The 18,063-nt window shown below is 63.4% G+C and carries 16 protein-coding genes; 9 read left to right on the top strand and 7 right to left on the bottom strand.

Annotation, left to right across the window (positions count from 1 at the left end; translation table 11 throughout):
- Together rsd and QZ501_RS03315 are read right to left on the bottom strand one after the other, a co-directional pair.
- Positions 1-474 carry a sigma D regulator gene (gene rsd / locus QZ501_RS03320; RefSeq protein WP_160898343.1) on the bottom strand — a complete coding sequence of 158 codons (474 nt, stop codon included), beginning with the start codon at positions 472-474 and terminating at the stop codon, positions 1-3.
- A 101-nt stretch (positions 475-575) separates the two neighbouring features.
- Positions 576-1,085, bottom strand: a complete 510-nt coding sequence (locus tag QZ501_RS03315) for a disulfide bond formation protein B (protein WP_160898342.1) — start codon at positions 1,083-1,085, stop codon at positions 576-578.
- Between the two features lie 100 nt (positions 1,086-1,185).
- On the opposite strand from QZ501_RS03315, the gene QZ501_RS03310 reads away from it, so the two are divergent.
- On the top strand, positions 1,186-1,671 hold the full coding sequence (locus QZ501_RS03310; protein ID WP_295717131.1) for a flagellar basal body-associated FliL family protein: 486 nt from the start codon (positions 1,186-1,188) through the stop codon (positions 1,669-1,671).
- A gap of 309 nt (positions 1,672-1,980) precedes the next feature.
- Here the strand turns inward: QZ501_RS03310 and gshA are convergent, their stop codons facing one another.
- Positions 1,981-3,519, bottom strand: coding sequence for a glutamate--cysteine ligase (gshA, locus tag QZ501_RS03305; RefSeq protein ID WP_295717129.1), 1,539 nt, complete (start codon positions 3,517-3,519; stop codon positions 1,981-1,983).
- Between the two features lie 13 nt (positions 3,520-3,532).
- A complete protein-coding gene (locus QZ501_RS03300) occupies positions 3,533-5,881 on the bottom strand; it encodes a Tex family protein (protein WP_295717127.1) in 2,349 nt (782 codons plus the stop codon).
- A 276-nt stretch (positions 5,882-6,157) separates the two neighbouring features.
- On the opposite strand from QZ501_RS03300, the gene QZ501_RS03295 reads away from it, so the two are divergent.
- From QZ501_RS03295 to pstB, 5 genes are all read left to right on the top strand, one after another.
- Positions 6,158-7,189 (top strand): porin, encoded by a 1,032-nt coding sequence (locus tag QZ501_RS03295; protein WP_295717125.1) that lies wholly within the window; start codon positions 6,158-6,160, stop codon positions 7,187-7,189.
- Positions 7,190-7,344: 155 nt separating this feature from the next.
- The gene (locus tag QZ501_RS03290; RefSeq protein ID WP_295717123.1) at positions 7,345-8,364 is read left to right on the top strand and encodes a substrate-binding domain-containing protein; all 1,020 of its coding nucleotides are present in this window, start codon (positions 7,345-7,347) and stop codon (positions 8,362-8,364) included.
- Positions 8,365-8,437: 73 nt separating this feature from the next.
- Entirely contained in the window at positions 8,438-9,688 is a 1,251-nt protein-coding gene (pstC, locus tag QZ501_RS03285; protein ID WP_295717120.1) for a phosphate ABC transporter permease subunit PstC, read from the top strand.
- Between the two features lie 12 nt (positions 9,689-9,700).
- Entirely contained in the window at positions 9,701-10,873 is a 1,173-nt protein-coding gene (gene pstA / locus QZ501_RS03280; protein ID WP_295717119.1) for a phosphate ABC transporter permease PstA, read from the top strand.
- 77 nt (positions 10,874-10,950) lie between these two features.
- Positions 10,951-11,763 (top strand): phosphate ABC transporter ATP-binding protein PstB, encoded by an 813-nt coding sequence (gene pstB / locus QZ501_RS03275; RefSeq protein WP_160898335.1) that lies wholly within the window; start codon positions 10,951-10,953, stop codon positions 11,761-11,763.
- Between the two features lie 17 nt (positions 11,764-11,780).
- On the opposite strand, the gene QZ501_RS03270 is transcribed toward pstB, so the two are convergent.
- Positions 11,781-12,068, bottom strand: a complete 288-nt coding sequence (locus QZ501_RS03270; protein ID WP_295717114.1) for a PAAR domain-containing protein — start codon at positions 12,066-12,068, stop codon at positions 11,781-11,783.
- A gap of 196 nt (positions 12,069-12,264) precedes the next feature.
- Between QZ501_RS03270 and QZ501_RS03265 the strand changes: the two genes are divergently transcribed.
- Both QZ501_RS03265 and rep read left to right on the top strand, forming a co-directional pair.
- Positions 12,265-13,050, top strand: a complete 786-nt coding sequence (locus QZ501_RS03265; RefSeq protein ID WP_363174487.1) for a ZIP family metal transporter — start codon at positions 12,265-12,267, stop codon at positions 13,048-13,050.
- Between the two features lie 32 nt (positions 13,051-13,082).
- A complete protein-coding gene (gene rep / locus QZ501_RS03260) occupies positions 13,083-15,098 on the top strand; it encodes a DNA helicase Rep (RefSeq protein ID WP_295717109.1) in 2,016 nt (671 codons plus the stop codon).
- Here the strand turns inward: rep and narL are convergent.
- A complete protein-coding gene (narL, locus tag QZ501_RS03255; protein ID WP_160898332.1) occupies positions 15,093-15,767 on the bottom strand; it encodes a two-component system response regulator NarL in 675 nt (224 codons plus the stop codon). The genes rep and narL overlap by 6 nt on opposite strands.
- A gap of 35 nt (positions 15,768-15,802) precedes the next feature.
- A complete protein-coding gene (locus QZ501_RS03250; protein ID WP_095616316.1) occupies positions 15,803-17,635 on the bottom strand; it encodes a type IV pili methyl-accepting chemotaxis transducer N-terminal domain-containing protein in 1,833 nt (610 codons plus the stop codon).
- A 170-nt stretch (positions 17,636-17,805) separates the two neighbouring features.
- Here QZ501_RS03250 and QZ501_RS03245 point away from each other — a divergent pair.
- The coding region (locus QZ501_RS03245) for a hypothetical protein (RefSeq protein WP_295717106.1) at positions 17,806-18,063 on the top strand (258 nt) is incomplete at its 3' end.

Raw genomic sequence — 18,063 nt, 5'->3', positions numbered from 1 at the left:
TCAGGCCACCTGATCGGCATGCGCGTTATGGAGGTTCTCGATCAGCAGATCCTCCAGCTCGAAGCGCTCCTCCATGATCTCACCGAGGCGTGAGACACGGGCATACATGGCGCGCATGTCCTCCTCGCTTTTCTCGCTCACCTCAAGCAGATCGTTGAAGGCCAGCATCTCCTGGGTGGTTTTGCTGATCTTCGGATAGACCCGGTTGGCCACCTCGATACCGCCGTCATCGAATTCCCGGGCCTCATTCATGAGCTGCTCGTAGACCTCGAAATGACCTGCGGACACATAATCCAGAAGCTGTTCACACAGCGATGACAGCTGTTCATGAAGCGGCTCGGTCCGGCTGAAATCCGGGTTGTTGCTGAGCCCACAATACTGGACGATCAGCTGCTGGCGAGCCTGCAGCCAGCGGTCAACCAGCTCAGTGACACCGCCCCACCGCTCCCGGGCATTCCGGCAGTCTTCCAGCATAGTCCCCTCCCATCAAAGGATCAGGTGTTTCCGGAACCCTGTCAGGTTCCCTTAATGTTGTTCTTCAACACCATGTGCGCTTTCAAATTACCGGAACATCGTCAGTCCAGCAACCCGTGCCGCCGCCCTTTGCCAACCACCAGCAGGCCGACTCCCGCCAGCGCGGCAAGCGCGAAAAGCACAAAACTCCAGCCGGGAATGCTCAGCCCCAGGAACTGCCACTGGATCTCCGCACAGCTGCCGTCGCCCTCCAGTGCCATCCAGACCACCTCCGTGAGCGGGAAGGTCTCACGCAGGTAGTCATAGCCCGGGCCACAGGGCGGCACCTGGTCGGCGGGCAGGTTCTGGAGCCAGAGCTGGCGCCCGGCCAGGCCCAGGCCGGCCAGCGCCGGGATCATCATCAGACCGCCACCCAGGCGCACCCCCGGGCCGGAGGGGCCAATCAGGGCCGCCAGCAGCGCCACCACCCCCACCCCCACAAAGGCCATACGCTGGAGCATGCACAGCGGGCAGGGTTCCAGGCCCATCATGTGCTCCATGTAAAGCGCCACCCCCAGCACCGCCACACAGGCCAGTGCAATCAGGGTGAAAACAATCCGGTTGAATCGCATGCCTACTCCTGTGACGTTCCTTCGGGCCGGATGCACAACCGCACCCGGCCGCCTACAATGGGGTGTAAGTTATCACCCACAATCACGGACAGCATCCTTCATGCGTCAATTCACCCTGTTACTGCTGGCTCTCACCGCACCCCTCGCACTCGCCGCGGGTGGCGGAGGCGATGACGGCCCGCCATCCACCTACCTGGAACTGTCGCCCGCCTTCGTAGTCAACATCGGGGACCCGGATCAGGCGGGCAGTTACGCCAAGGCAAAAGTGACGCTGCGTTTCCATGAGGCACAGGCGCGTAAAAAAGCTGAAGCGCACACGCCCTGGCTACGCCATGAGGTGGTGATACTGATAAGTGACCGGTCGGTGGATGAGCTGCGCAGTGCGGAGGGCCAGGACACGCTGCGCTCGGATATCCGCAACGCGGTAAACGAACGGCTTGTCAGTGAGATCCCGGCCCTGAAGCAGAAACCTGAAGAGGCTCAGGCCGATAGTGAAGAAAATAACGGGTCCAGTGAGGATGAGCCATTGCCCTCCGGCCCGGTACGGGAAGTGCTGTTGCCCGGTTTCATCGTGCAGGCCAGGTGACCATCCTCCCAGCCCGCCTCCCACGCGGCGCGGATCACATCCGTCCAGTAGGGGCAGCGTGACGGCTCCATGTGAACGGACGCCGCCATATAGCCATGGTCATAGGCCTTGTTCAGCGATTCCAGGTCCCAGCCCAGCTCCCCACTCCTGGCCATGACCCTGTTCCTCCGGATGCGGTTTCGGCCACCGATAACGTTCCGTTACCTTCTGCAACAGACGGTAACAGCCGGATCAGTGTCCAACAACTGAACATTCAGGAACTGTGCGCCACTGCCACCCTCAGGGCGGACAGCGTTCACAGGGCAGCCCTCATTCCGCCAGATAGCGGGCCAGAAAGGTCTCGAAGTCCTCGCTCTCGGCGTCCTCCACCGCTTTCTGATCCGCCAGTGACTGGCGGGCCTGTTCGGCCAGGTGTGCATCCCAGTCATCCGTAGCCTGAGCGCGGACCTGCGCCTGCTGCGCGGAGGCCTTTGCCAGCCCCCAGTCCACCAGCTCCCGGCCCTCACCCAGCTCACTGAGCAGACGGCCCGAGGGTGTCTGGGCGGGGTCGTCCAGCCGGGCCCGCATGGTGGCCAGAACCGCCTGGTAGCGCTCAGCCCCCGGCAGCACCGCCGCCAGCTCCCCCATCTGATCCAGGATCCGGTGCCCTGCCTGCGCCAGCGGTTCCGCACCAGCACCGAAACAGAACCGGGCATCCGGATCACGCCCGTGACGAACCACGTCCTGGAAGGCGTTGTCCAGGCTTTCACATTCATTGTCGTCGATCAGCGGGCTGTCGCTGACCAGGCAATGCAGAAGGAACAGGTCCATGAAGTCCAGCTGGTCCTCGTTAACCCCCACCGCCGAGAACGGATCGAGGTCGAGGCAGCGCACCTCCACGTATTCCACGCCCCGCTCCTGAAGGGCATGCAGCGGTTTCTCGCCGGATTCGGTGGTACGCTTGGGACGGATGGCGCTGTAGTACTCGTTCTCGATCTGCAGCACACTGTCATTGATCTGGATGCGTTCGCCATCCCGGAACAGGCCGATCTCCTGATACGGAGGCCAGGTCGTGTGGATGGCGTTTTCCAGGGTATCGGTGTAGGTCTCCAGCCGGTTGAAACAGATGTCCAGCGAGGATTGGGCCTGGTTGTTGTAGCCCAGATCGCTCATGCGCAGGGAAGTCGCACCCTGCTGGAAGAGGGTGCGGTCACCGAGTGGCGCCAGGCCGGAACGGCTGCCGTTCATGAAACTGGTGTCCAGCGCCGGCGAGGCGCCGAACAGGTACATCAGCAGCCAGCTCTGGCGGCGGAAATTGCGGATCAGCCAGAAGTACTGCTGGGTACGGAAGTCCGCCAGCGGGCCCGGATCGCCCAGCTGCTGCTGCCACTGCCGCCAGAATGCATCCGGCAGCGAGAAGTTGTAGTGGGTGCCGGCAATGCTCTGCATGATGCGCCCGTAGCGCCAGGCCAGACCACGGCGATAGACGGTCTTGAGCATGCCGATGTTGGAGGTGCCGTAGTGCGCGATGGGGATGCTCTGCTCGCCATCCAGCCGGCAGGGCATGCTCAGGGGCCAGAGGGTTTCTTCTCCCAGATGGCGGTGAACATAGGCATGGATGCCCTCGATGGCCGCCATCAGTTCAGCGGTGGACTCACAGACAGGCGTGACCAGCTCCAGCAGGGACTCGGAATAGTCCGTGGTGATCGCCGGATTGGTGAGAGCGGAACCCAGAGCTTCCGGATGCGGTGTCCGCGCGATGGCCCCCTCCGGATCCACCCGCAGCCCCTCCTTCTCCAGCCCCTTGCGGAATCCCGGCCAGTCACCGCCGGCAATCGACTCCAGGGCCCTGAAACGGCGTTCCCCCATGCAATACTCCCGGTTAATGCTGTTTGTCGGACTGGCGGGCGCGGGCAAAGGCATCCGCCATGGCGCCACCGGCTTCCGGCTTCTTCGGTTTCGACCCGCGACCGCCGGAGCTGTTACGCGGCCCTTTCCCGGCGGGTTCACCCTTGCCGGCATTTTTCGGCTTGGCGCTGCCCTGGGTGGCCTGCCCGGGCTCATCACCCATGCGCATGGTCAGCTCAATGCGCTTGCGCTCCTGGTCCACGGACAGCACTTTCACGGTCACCACGTCCCCGGCACGGACCACATCCCGCGGGTCCTTAACGAACTCATTGGACAGCGCGGAGATGTGCACCAGCCCGTCCTGGTGGACGCCGATGTCCACGAAGGCCCCGAAGTGGGTCACATTGGTCACGTTGCCTTCCAGCTTCATGCCGGGCTCCAGGTCCGCCAGCGTCTCCACGCCCTCGCGGAACTGCGCGTATTCGAACTCCGGGCGCGGATCCCGGCCGGGCTTTTCCAGCTCATTCAGGATGTCGCGGACCGTGGGCTCACCAAAGCGCTCATCCGCGAGTCTGGCAGGGTCCTGACTGCGGGTGAATGCGTGATCACCGATAATCGCGCCCAGGGAACGGCCCTCCTTCTTCGCCAGGGCCTCAACGAAGCCGTAGGCCTCCGGGTGCACTGCCGAGGCGTCCAGAGGGTTCTCTCCATCCATGATGCGCAGGAAACCGGCAGCCTGTTCGAAGGTCTTTTCCCCCAGCCGGCTGACCTCCATCAGTTCCCGGCGGCTGCGGAACATGCCCTTCTGTTCGCGGTGGCGGATGATATTCTCCGCAATGCCCGTGTTCAGCCCCGCCACCCGGGTCAGCAGCGGCACGGACGCGGTGTTGAGGTCCACACCCACGGCGTTCACACAGTCCTCGATCACCGCGTCCAGGGTGCGCGCCAGCTGTACCTGGGAGACATCGTGCTGGTACTGGCCCACGCCAATGGACTTGGGCTCAATCTTGACCAGCTCTGCAAGAGGATCCTGCAGGCGCCGGGCAATGGAGACCGCGCCCCGGATGGTCACGTCCAGGTCCGGCAGCTCCCGGGAGGCGTACTCGGATGCCGAGTAGACCGAGGCGCCGGCTTCGTTGACCATGACCCGGGTCACGCCCAGCTCCGGATAGCGTTTGATGAGATCCCCGACCAGCCGGTCCGTCTCCCGTGAAGCGGTGCCGTTTCCGATGGCGATCAACCCCACACCGTGCTGGCGGCACCAGCCGGCGAGCTGCTCGATGGACTGGTCCCACTGGTTCCGGGGCGCGTGCGGGTGAATGCTCCCCTGATCGAGAAATCGGCCGGTGCCGTCCACGACCGCCACCTTCACCCCGGTACGCAGCCCCGGATCCAGGCCGATCGTCGCGGTCTTGCCGGCGGGCGCGGCCATGAGCAGGTCCTTGAGGTTGCTGGCGAACACCTGGATGGCCTCTGATTCCGCCCGCTCACGCAGGCTGCCCATGAGGTCGGTTTCCAGGTGGGTGCTGAGCTTGACCCGCCAGGTCCAGCGCACCACCTCGCCCAGCCAGCGGTCGGCAGGACGGCCTTCATTGCGGATGCCCCAGTGGGAGGCGATCATGCCCTCGGCCGGATGCGGCGCGCGGCTGTCCGCCTCCGGGTCGCCCACCTCGATGCTGTACTGCAGAACGCCCTCGTTGCGGCCCCGGAAGATGGCCAGGGCGCGGTGTGAGGGCACTTTCTTCAGCGGTTCCCGGTGATCGAAGTAATCCCGGAAGCGCGCGCCTTCCTCTTCCTTGCCACTGACCACCTGCACCCGCAGCTGGCCGTCCTGCCACAGGAAGTCACGCAGGCGCGCCAGCAGGTCCGCGTCCTCGGCAAAACGCTCCATCAGGATGTAACGGGCGCCATCCAGCGCCGCCTTCGCATCCTCAATACCCGCCTCAGTGTTGAGGTAGTCGCCGGCCAGCACTTCCGGATCCTGACCCGGGTCATCAAAAAGCGCGTCCGCGAGCGGTTCCAGCCCCGCCTCCCGGGCAATCTGGCCCTTGGTGCGGCGCTTGGGCTTGTAGGGCAGGTAGAGATCCTCCAGCCGGCCCTTGGTGTCCGCCGTATTGAGGCTGGCCAGCAGTTCGTCGGTCAGCTGGCCCTGCTCCCGGATGGTCTCAATGATGGTGGCGCGCCTGTCCTCCATCTCCCGGCGGTAACGCAACCGCTCATCGAGCTGGCGCAGCTGGCTGTCATCCAGCGAACCGGTGATTTCCTTGCGGTAACGGGCGATGAAGGGAACCGTCGCGCCCTCGTCCAGCAGGGCCACGGTGGCATCCACCTGGCGCTGGCTGATGCCCAGTTCATTGGCAATGGCCTGATTGATTGAGCTCATGGGGAACCGTATCCGGTGGGTTTGAAGTCCGGTGGCCATTATAGCGATGCGGGCACTCAGGTACAGGTCCCACAAATCCCTTCCGGAACGGAGCAATTCCTTTCCTCAATGTCACGAAAGTGTCATACCCTCTCCATAGACTCGTCGCCAGACGCTCGCGGGAAGCCCGCAGGGCAACGGTTTACTTCCATTAGAAAGTTTTGATGGAACCCAATGACAGACATTCAGAGCTGGATCACAATTAATCTGGCATTACGCAAACCAAAGGAGCACACCATGACCAGAAAACAACTTCTCTCCGCCGCCATCGCCGCGACCCTGGCCGCCCCAGGCGCCCAGGCCCTGGAGTTCACCGCGGATGAAGGGCTCAGCCTGGCGGAGAACACCACCTTCAACCTCTACGGCACCGTGGAGCCCAAGGTGATCTCCGAAAAGAACGAAGACGGAGACGCCTCCACCGAGCTGGACGATGAGGACTCCACTCTTGGTTTTGCCTTCGAGACCCGTGTCAGCAACGCTGTGACCGCCTTTGGCCAGGTCGAACTGGAATACAGCAGTGACGACAACGGCGGTGGGCTCGACAATCAGGACAGCGCTTTCCTGGGTGTGAAGGGCGACTTCGGCAAGGTCCAGGCCGGCAACTTCGACAGCGTCTATGAGGACCTGATCATCGATGCCACCGAAGTAGCGGAAGACGCCGAGATTTCCGATGAAGCCTTCGCCGGCGAAAACAACCAGATCGCCTACTACAGCCCGGACTGGAATGGCTTCAGCTTCCGCACCCAGGCGCGGATCCAGGGGCGTGATGAAGGCCCCGCTAACGAGGACAGCAACGAGGTGGGCCTCTCCATCGCGGGTGGCTACACCGGGGATAGCTGGGGGCTGTATGCCGGTTATGATGACCGGAAGGCAGACTCCACTGATGAATACAGCGACGGCAGTGCCATAGGCAACGACATTTACGTCGGCGAGAACACCTACGGTGTATCCGGCATCTACGGCATCGGCCAGCTCGAGTTCGGCGCCAAGTACTCCATTCAGGAGAATCTGGATAACGACCCCGCCGGCGACGAGACCACCTTCACCGCCCTGCGCGGCACCTTCACCCAGGGGCGCACCGAATACTACGGCGCCGCCCAGCGGGTTTCGCCGGACGATGAAACCACCGTTAAGGAACGCGACGAGTTCACCCTCGGCGTTTCACACCAGCTCTACGAGCCGCTGAGCCTGTGGGCCGAAGCCGGCTGGTACGACAGAGAGAACGACGAAGGCGATAACGTCATGGTCGGCGCCATCTTCAGCTTCTGATCTCCCACCGGAAGCCGCTTCGGCACCCCGCCGGGGCGGTTTCCAGACCCGGTCCCATCCGGACCTTTTCTTTCACCGTTGTCATAAAACTGTCACACACCCCCCGTAGACTCGTTGATGTAACGATGAGGTGGGTCAACCTGAGGAGTGTATCCATGAAGACCTGGAAGAAATCCGCCATCGCCATGGCGGCGCTGATGAGCGCCAGCACGGTCTCGGTCGCCCAGGAACGCGATCAGATCCGGATCGTGGGCTCCAGCACCGTCTACCCCTTTGCCAGCTATGTGGTTGAGGAATTTGGCGCAACGTCCAGAAATCCCACCCCCACCATCGAGTCCACCGGCTCCGGTGGCGGCCTCCGGCTCTTCTGCGAGGGCATCGGCGCCGGCACGCCGGACATCACCAACGCCTCCCGGCGGATGAAGCCCAGCGAGTTCGACCGCTGCCAGGAGAACGGCGTTGAGAACATCACCGAGGCCATGATTGGCTCCGATGGCATTGTCTTTGCGCAGAGCGCGGAGAACGACGACCTCAACCTGACCCGCGAACAGATCCTGCTGGCCGTGGCCGCTGAGGTGCCAAAGAACGGTGACCTGGTCGAGAACCCCTATGACAACTGGAGCGACATCGATTCCAGCCTGCCGGACCGCGAGATCGAGATCCTGGGTCCACCGACCACTTCCGGTACACGGGATGCCTTCGAGGAACTGGTGATGGCATCGGTCAGCGAGGAAGCCGGCTACCCCGGTGAGTACACCGACGTACGCTCTGACGGCGCCTATGTGGACTCCGGCGAGAATGACAACCTGATCATCAAGCGCATCCAGGAGAACCGCAGCGCCTTCGGCATTTTCGGCTACGGCTTCCTGGAGGAGAACCGCGACAGTGTGAAGGCCGCCAGCATCGATGGCGTGGAACCCACCACGGAGAATATCTCCACGGAAACCTACCCTGTGGCCCGCAGCCTCTGGTTCTACATCAAGAAGGCCCACGAGGGCGATGTGGTCTCCGGCATCGATGGCTACGTCAGTCTCTTCATGGATGATCTGATGATCGGCCCGGATGGTCTGCTGGTCGAGGAAGGTCTGATTCCGCTGCCTGAAAAGGCCCGTCGCAAGTGGCAGGAGCGTGTCGCTGAGCGGGTCAACCTCAAGCGCAGCGATCTGACGAAGTAACCGAGAAGCCCTTCCCGGCTGCTCCGCCCATGGCGGTCAGCCGGGTTTTTCTTTGCAGAAAAGGGAGGCAACAGTGAGCGTAGGTGAAACCACGCTGATCCTGCTCGCGGGGCTGATCCCGCTGGGCTACGCCGGCTTCTTCCTGGGCCGGCGCAAGGCAATGGCAACCCAGGCCGACGGCACACGGCTGCATTCAAGGCCGCAGCAGTATGGCTGGTACTCAGTGGTCTCCATGGCGGTGCCCGCCATCGGGGTGGCCTTTGCCGCTTCCCTGCTCAATCTTCTCGGCTGGATCGCCCTGCCCTCGGAGCTGGTGCTCGCCATGACGCTGATCACGGCGGCAGCCGGTTTCGCTTACGGGCTCATGGCTATCCGGCCGACCCTGCGCGCCCGCAACACCCTCGACCGGCTGATCCGCTGGCTCCTGCTGGGCGCGGCCCTGATTTCCATCATGACCACCCTCGCCATTGTCCTGTCGGTCATCTTCGAGGCCATGCGCTTCTTCCGGGAAGTGAGCGTCTGGGAGTTCATCACCGGAACGGTCTGGTCGCCGGGGGATTCCTTCCTGGAAGCAGCCGGTCGCGGCGATGAGGTCAGCGAGGGCGGAGGCGGCGTGTTCGGCTCGGTCCCGCTGTTCGCGGGCACCTTCATGGTCACCGCCATCGCCATGGCCGTGGCGCTGCCCATCGGGCTGCTGTCGGCCATCTTCATGTCCGAGTATGCCTCCCTCAAGACCCGGGGCGTGGTCAAGCCGATCCTTGAGATCCTCGCCGGCATCCCGACCGTGGTCTACGGCTTCTTCGCCGCCATCACGGTCACACCCATTGTCGTGGACATTGCCGGATTCTTCGGCCTGGACGCCTCGTACAGCAACATCCTGTCGCCCGGCATCGTCATGGGCATCATGATCATTCCCTTCATCTCGTCACTGTCGGATGACGTGATCAACAGCATTCCCCAGAGCCTGCGTGAGGGCGCCTTCGCCCTGGGCACCACCCGATCGGAAACCATCCGCAATGTGGTGGTGCCGGCGGCCCTTCCGGGCGTGATCTCGGCGTTCCTGCTGGGCGTCTCGCGGGCGCTGGGGGAGACCATGATCGTGGTGATGGCCGCTGGCGTGCGCCCCAACCTGACCTGGAACCCGCTGGAGGACATGACAACGGTGACCGTGAACATCGTCTACTCCCTGACCGGGGACCAGTCCTTCGACAGCCCGCAGACGCTGTCCGCGTTCGCGCTGGGGCTGGTGCTGTTCATTGTGACCCTGACGCTGAACATCATCTCCACAGTGATGGTGCGGCGCTTCAAGCAACAATACGACTGAGCGAACCAAGACATGAGCACGCGCAGACTGACCGGCTCCGCCAACGACCCGCACATCCGCCGCCGCTACCGCGCCGAGAAGCGCTTCAAGGCGTACTGCATTGGTGCGGTGGGGATCGCGTTCGCCATCATCGTGGCGTTCTTTACCGACATCATCAGCCAAGGGTACACGGCCTTCTGGCAGCACCAGGTCCAGGTGACCCTGGAGTACAACGACCGCTCAGCCCGCCTGGGCCAGTTCGCGCTGGACAGTGACATGCGGGACATCGCTTCCCGTGGCGCGACCCGCTCCATTCCCCTGGAGATGGAGGATAACCCGGACCTGATGGGCACCACCGACCAGCGCTGGGTGCCGGTCAAGGCCGAGATCGACCAGTACCTGAAACACGGCCATGACCTGCCGGCGGAACTCCGCCAACAGGTGGATGCCCTGGCTGACAGCGGCCGTATCCAGAGCGCATTCAACACCCGCTTCTTCACGACCGGCGATTCCAAGTTGCCGGAACTGGCGGGCATCTTTTCGGCGGCGGTGGGCACACTCTATGTGCTTGGCATCACCCTCGTGTTCGCCTTTCCCATTGGCGTCATGTCCGCCGTTTACCTGGAGGAGTTCGCCCCGGACAACAAGCTGACCCAGACCATCGAGGTCAACATCAACAATCTGGCGGCGGTGCCGTCGATCATCTTCGGCCTGCTGGGTCTGGCGCTTTTCATCAACTTCTTCGGCGTGCCCCGCTCCTCGGCCCTGGCCGGTGGCCTGACCCTGGGGCTGATGACGCTGCCCATCATCATCATCAGCACCCGGGCGGCGCTGCGGGCGGTGCCGGACCCGATCCGCCAGGGCGCCTTCGCCATGGGCTGCTCCCGCTGGCAGGTAGTGCGCGACCACGTGCTGCCCTCCTCGCTGCCGGGGATCCTGACCGGCACCATCATCGGGCTGGCCCAGGCCATGGGCGAGACCGCGCCGCTGATCATCGTGGGCATGATCGCCTATATTCCGGAGGCGCCCTCCGGCATCTTTGAGTCCGCAACGGTGCTGCCGGCGCAGGTCTTCACCTGGGCCTCGGAGCCCCAGCAGGCCTATGTCGAGAAAACCGCCGCCGGCATCATGGTGCTGCTGGCGGTCCTGCTCACCCTCAATGCCACCGCCGTTTTCATGCGGCGCAAATTCGAGCGCCGCTGGTAGCGCTATACGAGGTGCGTATGTACTCTGAAGCCACAACCGAATTCCCTGAAACCACAAGCACGGAATCAGTAACTCCTATGACCGGGCAGACCGACACCAGCGAACCGGCCTCGACCGCTGGAACCGCGGAAAAGAATGTGAAAGTGAAAGCTGAGGATGTGAACCTCTGGTATGGCAATACCCAGGCGCTGCACGGCCTCAATCTGGATATCCATGAACGCGAGGTAACAGCGCTGATCGGCCCGTCGGGCTGCGGTAAGAGCTCGTTCCTGCGCTGCATCAACCGCATGAACGATCTCATCCCCAGTGTGCGGGTCCGGGGCCAGATCACACTGGATGGCGAGGACATCTACGATCCGGACGTGGACGTGGTGCAGCTGCGCAGCAATGTGGGCATGGTGTTCCAGAAGCCCAACCCCTTCCCCAAGAGCATCTACGAGAACATCGCCTACGCCCCCCGACTGCACGGCACTGTGAACAGCCGCCGGGACCTGGATGACCTCGTTGAGCACTCGCTCAAGCGCGCCGGACTCTGGCACGAAGTCTCGGACCGGCTCCAGACCCCCGGCACCGCCCTTTCAGGTGGTCAGCAGCAGCGGCTGTGCATCGCCCGGGCCATTGCGGTGAACCCTGAGGTCATCCTGATGGACGAGCCGGCCTCGTCCCTGGATCCGTTGGCCACGGCGACCATCGAAGAGCTGATCGATGAGCTGAAGGATCGCTACACCATTGCCATCGTCACCCACAACCTGCAACAGGCTGCCCGAGTAGCCGGTTACACCGCCTTTTTCCACATGGGCGAGATCGTGGAGTTCAACGACACGGATACCCTGTTCACCAACCCGCGTGAACAGAAAACCGAGGACTACATCACCGGTCGTTACGGCTGAGGCCGGCGGTACCAGCCTCAGCCGATCAGTACGGTCGGGTTACCGACCACCAGCTTGCCGCCATGGGCTGTGGCACAGCCGACGGTGGCGGCCGGTCTGCCGTTGATGAAAACGGTCGGCGAGCCCTCGCTGACCGTGTCCGGAGGTCCCACACAGACGGCCTTATCCCCCTGACGAACGGCCGGGCGTCCCCCGATCACAACATTCGGTGAGCCTTCCACGGCGGGACCACCCACATGGGGCTTGGGGCCATCAAACTGGGGACAGGTGTGAAAGTCGCCGAGGGTGGCGGCTGGCTTGCCCATGAACATCTCCTTGTCCGTAATGGATCATTTCCCTGCGGGGCCTGGCGGCACCCGTTCCGCTATTAGACCACTGGGCCCTTTACTGATCAACCAACGGTGTCAACGCATCAAAGACTGGCAGCCTTGAACCGATGCGCCGAGAGCGTCATCCTCAGCGCTTTCGCCCACTGACCAGAGAGAGCAACGTACCAGCATGCTGAGCAACCTTTCCCCCGTGCTTCTCGGGTTTATGGGCAGCCTCATTGCAGGCCTTCTGACCGCTGTGGGAGCGATCCCGGTTTTCGTCGGCCGGACACCGGGGCCGGCCTTCCGGAATCTGGCCCTGGGATTTGCTGCGGGCGTCATGCTTGCCGCGTCCTTCTTCTCCCTGATCATTCCCGCCCTCGATGCAGCCAGAGCCGAATTCGGCGGCGACGCCATTGCCGCACTGATTGCGTGCGCATCCATCCTGGTCGGCATGGGCACCATTGCACTGCTTAATGAGGTTCTGCCGCACGAGCACTTCGCCTCCGGCCGCGAAGGCCCTGATGCGGCCTCACTGCGGCGCCTCTGGCTGTTCATCATCGCCATCACCCTGCACAACGTCCCCGAGGGACTGGCCGTGGGGGTGAGTTTCGGGGCTGAAGGCCTCAGCGGCGGCATGCCGCTGGCCATTGGGATCGGGCTCCAGAACATGCCCGAGGGCCTGGCCGTGGCCGTTGCACTGCTGGCCGAAGGCTATTCACGCTGGCGCTCCTGGGGGATCGCTGCTTTGACAGGACTGGTGGAGCCACTGGGCGGTCTCGCGGGCGCCGGTGTCATCAGCCTCTCCCAGACGCTGCTGCCCTGGGGGCTGGCCTTTGCGGCAGGCGCGATGCTGTACGTCATCAGCCATGAAATCATCCCTGAATCCCACCGCAGCGGCTACCAGAGCCGGGCAACGGTCGGGCTTTCACTCGGGCTGGTGATCATGCTCTTTCTCGATGTCTGGCTGGGCGCCTGATGCTACAATCGAGCGCTACTCGGAGGTAACCTGTGGCCGATCTCAATCCCCGCCAGCGCGAAGCCGTACGCTATCTTGATGGCCCCCTTCTGGTGCTCGCCGGCGCCGGCAGCGGCAAGACCAGCGTGATCACGCGCAAGATCGCCCACCTGATTGAGTACGCGGGTTACCCCGGGCGCCACATTGCCGCCGTCACGTTCACCAACAAGGCGGCGCGCGAGATGAAGGAGCGCGTGGGTAAGCTGGTGGACCGCCGTGCGGCTCGGGGGCTGACCGTGGCCACCTTCCATAATCTGGGGCTGACCATCCTGCGTGAGGAACACGACGCGGTGGGCTATCACCCCGGCTTCTCAATCTTCGACGCCGAGGATGCGCGTGCGCTGTTGCGCGACCTTCTGGCCGAACACGCCGCGGACACCGGTCTCGAAATCGGTGACCTGCAGGCGACGATTTCCAGCTGGAAGAACGCCATGCTGCTGCCGGACCAGGCGCTGAGCCGGGCCAATGACGCCCGCGAGGAACGCTTCGCGGTCATCTACCAGCATTACGCGGACTACCTGAAGGCCTACAACGCCCTGGACTTCGACGACCTGATCCTGCTGCCCGTATTGCTGTTCCGCAATCACGAGGAGGTGCTTCAGAAGTGGCAGCGCCGCATCCGCTACCTGCTGGTGGATGAATACCAGGACACCAACCTGAGCCAGTACGAACTGGTGCGCATGCTGGTGGGCCATCGCCAGGGCCTGACCGTGGTGGGCGACGACGACCAGTCCATCTACGCCTGGCGCGGCGCGCGGCCGGAGAACCTGGCCCAGCTCAAGGAGGACTTCCCGTCACTGAAGATCGTCAAGCTGGAGCAGAACTACCGCTCCATGCGGCGCATCCTGAGCACCGCCAACACCGTCATCGCCAACAACCCGCACGTGTTCGACAAGGCCCTGTGGAGCGAACTGGGCGTGGGCGACCCCATCCGCGTTCTGCGCTGCCGCAATGAGGAGGGCGAAGCCGAACGCATCGCCTCCGAGATCCTGGACCAGCGACTCCGGAGCCGCTCGGAATACCGGGATTTCGCCGTTCTTTACCGGGGCAACCACCAGTCGAAGCTGCTGGAGATCAAGCTCCAGGCCTACCAGGTTCCCTACAAGATCTCCGGGGGCACCTCCTTCTTCGCGCGCAACGAGATCAAGGACGCCATGGCGTACCTGCGTCTGCTCACCAACCCGGACGACGACGTGGCCTTCCTGCGCGTGGTCAACGTGCCCCGGCGCGAAATAGGCCCGCGTACCCTGGAACAGCTCACCGGCTACGCCCGCCAACGCAGCATGAGCCTGACCCGCTCCCTGGACGAGGTCGGCGCCGAAAGCCATATCCAGGGGCGCGCCCTGGACAAACTGCTGCGGTTCACGCACTTCCTGCACGACGTCCGCCATCGGCTGGAGAACGAGGACGACACCCTGGGCGTGATCCGCCGGATGTTCACGGACGTGGAATACGAGGAGTGGCTGCACCAGAACGCCTCCAGCGCCAAGCAGGCGCAGAAACGCATGGAGAACGTCTGGTACCTGCTGGATTCCATCGAGCAGATGGAGCCGACGGAGGATGACGGGGACACGGAACAGACACTGGAGGAAGCCGTAAGCCGCCTGGTTCTGCGCGACATCCTGGACCGGCAGGAGGAAGAGGACGACAGCGACCGGGTCCAGCTGATGACGCTGCACGCGTCCAAGGGGCTGGAGTTCCCGAACGTCTTCATCATGGGGCTGGAGGAGGAGCTCCTGCCCCACCGCAGCAGCATCGAGTCGGAAACCATCGAGGAGGAGCGGCGGCTGATGTACGTGGGCATCACCCGCGCCCAGCGCTGCCTGACCCTGACCTACGCCGGCCAGCGCAAGCAGTATGGCGAGGTCATCGAGCCCATTCCCAGCCGCTTCCTGGATGAAATGCCGGATGAGCACGTGGAGCGCGAGGGCAGCTCGGACAGGGATCCCGAGGCCAACCAGCGCCGCGGCCGGGCGACGCTGTCCGCGCTCATGGACGACCTCTCATGAGCTCTCGGCGTAGCCCTCATGCACCGCCCAGACGGCGGCCTCCACCCGGGAGCGCAAGCCGAGCTTCTTGAGCAGATGCTTCACGTGCACCTTGACGGTGCCCTCGCTGATATCCAGCCGCCGGGCTACCATCTTGTTGGAAAGCCCTTCCGCGATGTGACGCAGGATGTCCTTCTCCCGTGGAGTCAGACTGGCGTAATCCGGCCCTTCCGCCTCCGGTGTCTGCTGGTGGCGGAGGGCATCGGCCAACAGGGTCGTCAACCGGTCGCTGATCACCAGTTTGCCGACCGCAGCCTGGTGCAGCCGACTCATCAGATCCTCGGGCTCCATATCCTTGAGCAGGTAACCGTCAGCCCCGGCGCGCAGTGCCGCGACCACATCGTCCTCGGCATCCGAGACGGTGAAGATCACGATCCGGCCGGGGAAACCATCCTCACGCAGTTTTCGCAGTGTCTCGTGTCCGTTGGTTCCCGGCATGTTCAGATCGAGCAGAATCAGGTCCGGGTCCAGCTCCCCGGCAAGGCGCACCCCCTCCTTTGAGCTGCTGGCTTCCCCGGCCAGGGTCATGCTGTCCTCCATTTCCAGCAGCTGGGTAATGCCCCGGCGCAGCAGGGGGTGGTCATCAATCAGAAGAATCCGCGCCGGCGCTTTATCGTCTGTCTGGGTCATAACATCATCCCGTTACTGTTCTGTGAGCAATGGGCTCAGGAAGCCTGGATCAGGCCGGAGTTGTTCTGCGGGATCATCAGGCGCACTTCGGCGCCGCCTTCGTCCCGGTTGCGCATACTGAGTTCACCACCCAGAGTCTGGCTACGGTCGCGCATGATCACGATACCGTAATGGCTCGGCGGTGCCCCACCGTCGGGCAGACCCACGCCATTGTCCCGCACCACCACCCGGAGTGAGCCGTTGCGCTGGTAGACACACACCGAGGCCTCAGTGGCATCGGCATGCTTGAGCACATTCGCCAGCGCCTCGCGCACGATCTGCAGCACATGGATCTCCTCATTCGGTGAGAACATGCGTGGCGGCATGTCGTACTCCAGTGACACCGGATAGCCCAGGCGCTCACTGAACTCGCTCACCGTCCGGTTCAGGGCCTCCTCCAGCCCCGGGGAATCGAACTGCAGTCGGAAGGTGGTCAGCAGTTCCCGGAGCTGGCGGTAGCCATTGTTCAGCCCGTTGCGCAGCTCATGGATCACTTCCTCCTCGCGGGCATCGACCTCACGACCGGATTCCTGCTGCAGCTTCTGCAGACGCGCCACCTGCATCTTGAGGTAGGAGAGTGACTGCGCCAGCGAGTCGTGCAGCTCACGGGCGATCACGGTGCGCTCCTCCATCAGCGTCAGCCGCTGCTGTTCCGTCATCCGACGGCTCAGGTAGACCGCAGTGCCGAGCTGGTCAGCCAGGGTTTCCAGAAGCTGGCGTTCGTGATGCTGCAGGGTCCGGTCGCGCTCATACCAGACCTCGAGGGTTCCCACCAGATCGTCCCCGGTACGCACCGGCAGAAGCAGCCGCTTGCGGTGTTCCTCGGGCTGGTCCTCAAAGGTATGGCAGCCTGTGAGGCAGGCATCGCAGTTGAAGGAACGGCAGTGTTCCGGGCGCGCGTGGGCGAAGGTGGTGACCGCCTCAAATGAGGCGTCATTCTCCTGTTCATGCAGATAGAGGCTCACCGGGCCTATATCCAGAAGCCCTTCCAGCTGCTGCAGCAATGGAACAGAGCCCTCGCAAAGGTCCGTGGCCCCATAGAGCGACCGGCTGGCGCTGTGCAGGAGCTGCAGTGCGCGGTGGCTGCGTTCGAGTTCCTCGGTCCGCGCCGCCGCCTGCGATTCCAGGTCCGCGTAGCGCCGGGACAGTGATTCACTCATCTGGTCGAAGGTCCGGCCCAGAACGGCCAGCTCATCCTGACCCCGGAAGCCGGTACGCTGGCTGAAGTCCTGGCGTGCCGCCGCCCGCGCCATGGTCAGAAGCCGGTTCAGGGGCTCGACCACACGCCGGCGCACGTCCAGGAACAGTACCACCACAACCGCAAGGGTCAGGATCAGGGACAGAACCTGGACCATGCCCAGAAGGGCAATGCGCGACTCGGCACGTGCTTCCAGCGCCGCCACCAGGGCATCCACCTCCTGAATGAAGACAGCAGTCCCTTTCAGTGGCAAACCCGCGGCGCTGCCACGGAGTACTTCCGAATAGACAGGCCGGATCAGGGCCAGCCAGGTCAGCCGCACACGCTGGTACTGTGCCGTGACCGGATGCGCCAGCCCCGGCATGGCACTGTTGAGCAGGGGGCTTTCCAGGCGGGCGGTGATCTGCTGCATCTGGTCCTGGATGCGCTCCGGCCCAGCCTCGGCCTCCCCCAGGGTCACCAGCCGCTGGAGTTCCATGCGCACCAGTCCGGAATGGTTGATGGCGGCGGCGTCGCCCCGGGCGCTGGCGGAAATCGCCAGCGAAACCCCAATATTGATCAATGCCAGTATCACAACGGCCGCCAGGGCCATTCCGATACGGGCAATCAGCGAATCCCTGAAAAGGCGCATCTGGTTCTCAGCAAGCGTGTCGGACTGGGCGTATATCGAAAGTAATAGACATGTTACACCAATTCAACAACGGCTACCTCTAATGACCTTTTGACCGGTATGACGGTTGGGCGGACACTCAAGCCACTGAAACCGCAATGCCATCCATCATGCATGAGGTCCAACATCCAATGCAGCCCGCAGACAAGAACTGGAACCTGTCCAGTTCCCTGCCGCTGGCCATACTGGTACTGGCACTGGCGGCAGGCAGCTGGGGTGTTTTCGGGGCGCTTGTGACCCTGGTGTCGCAGACCTTCGGGCTCACCGGCACAGAGTTCAGCCTCATACTGCTGGCGCCGGCAGCCATCGGCCTCCCTCTGGTGTGGGTGCTCTACCGCTGGGCCACCCATTCCGCCAGACCCGGCAACGTGCTGCTGATGGTCTTTCTG

Origin of the sequence: uncultured Halovibrio sp. (assembly GCF_913056445.1) — a bacterium.
GTDB classification, from domain to species: domain Bacteria; phylum Pseudomonadota; class Gammaproteobacteria; order Pseudomonadales; family Oleiphilaceae; genus Halospina; species Halospina utahensis_B.
The sequence above is the reverse complement of the archived record's forward strand: the minus strand, read 5'-3'. Positions and strand labels throughout refer to the sequence as shown.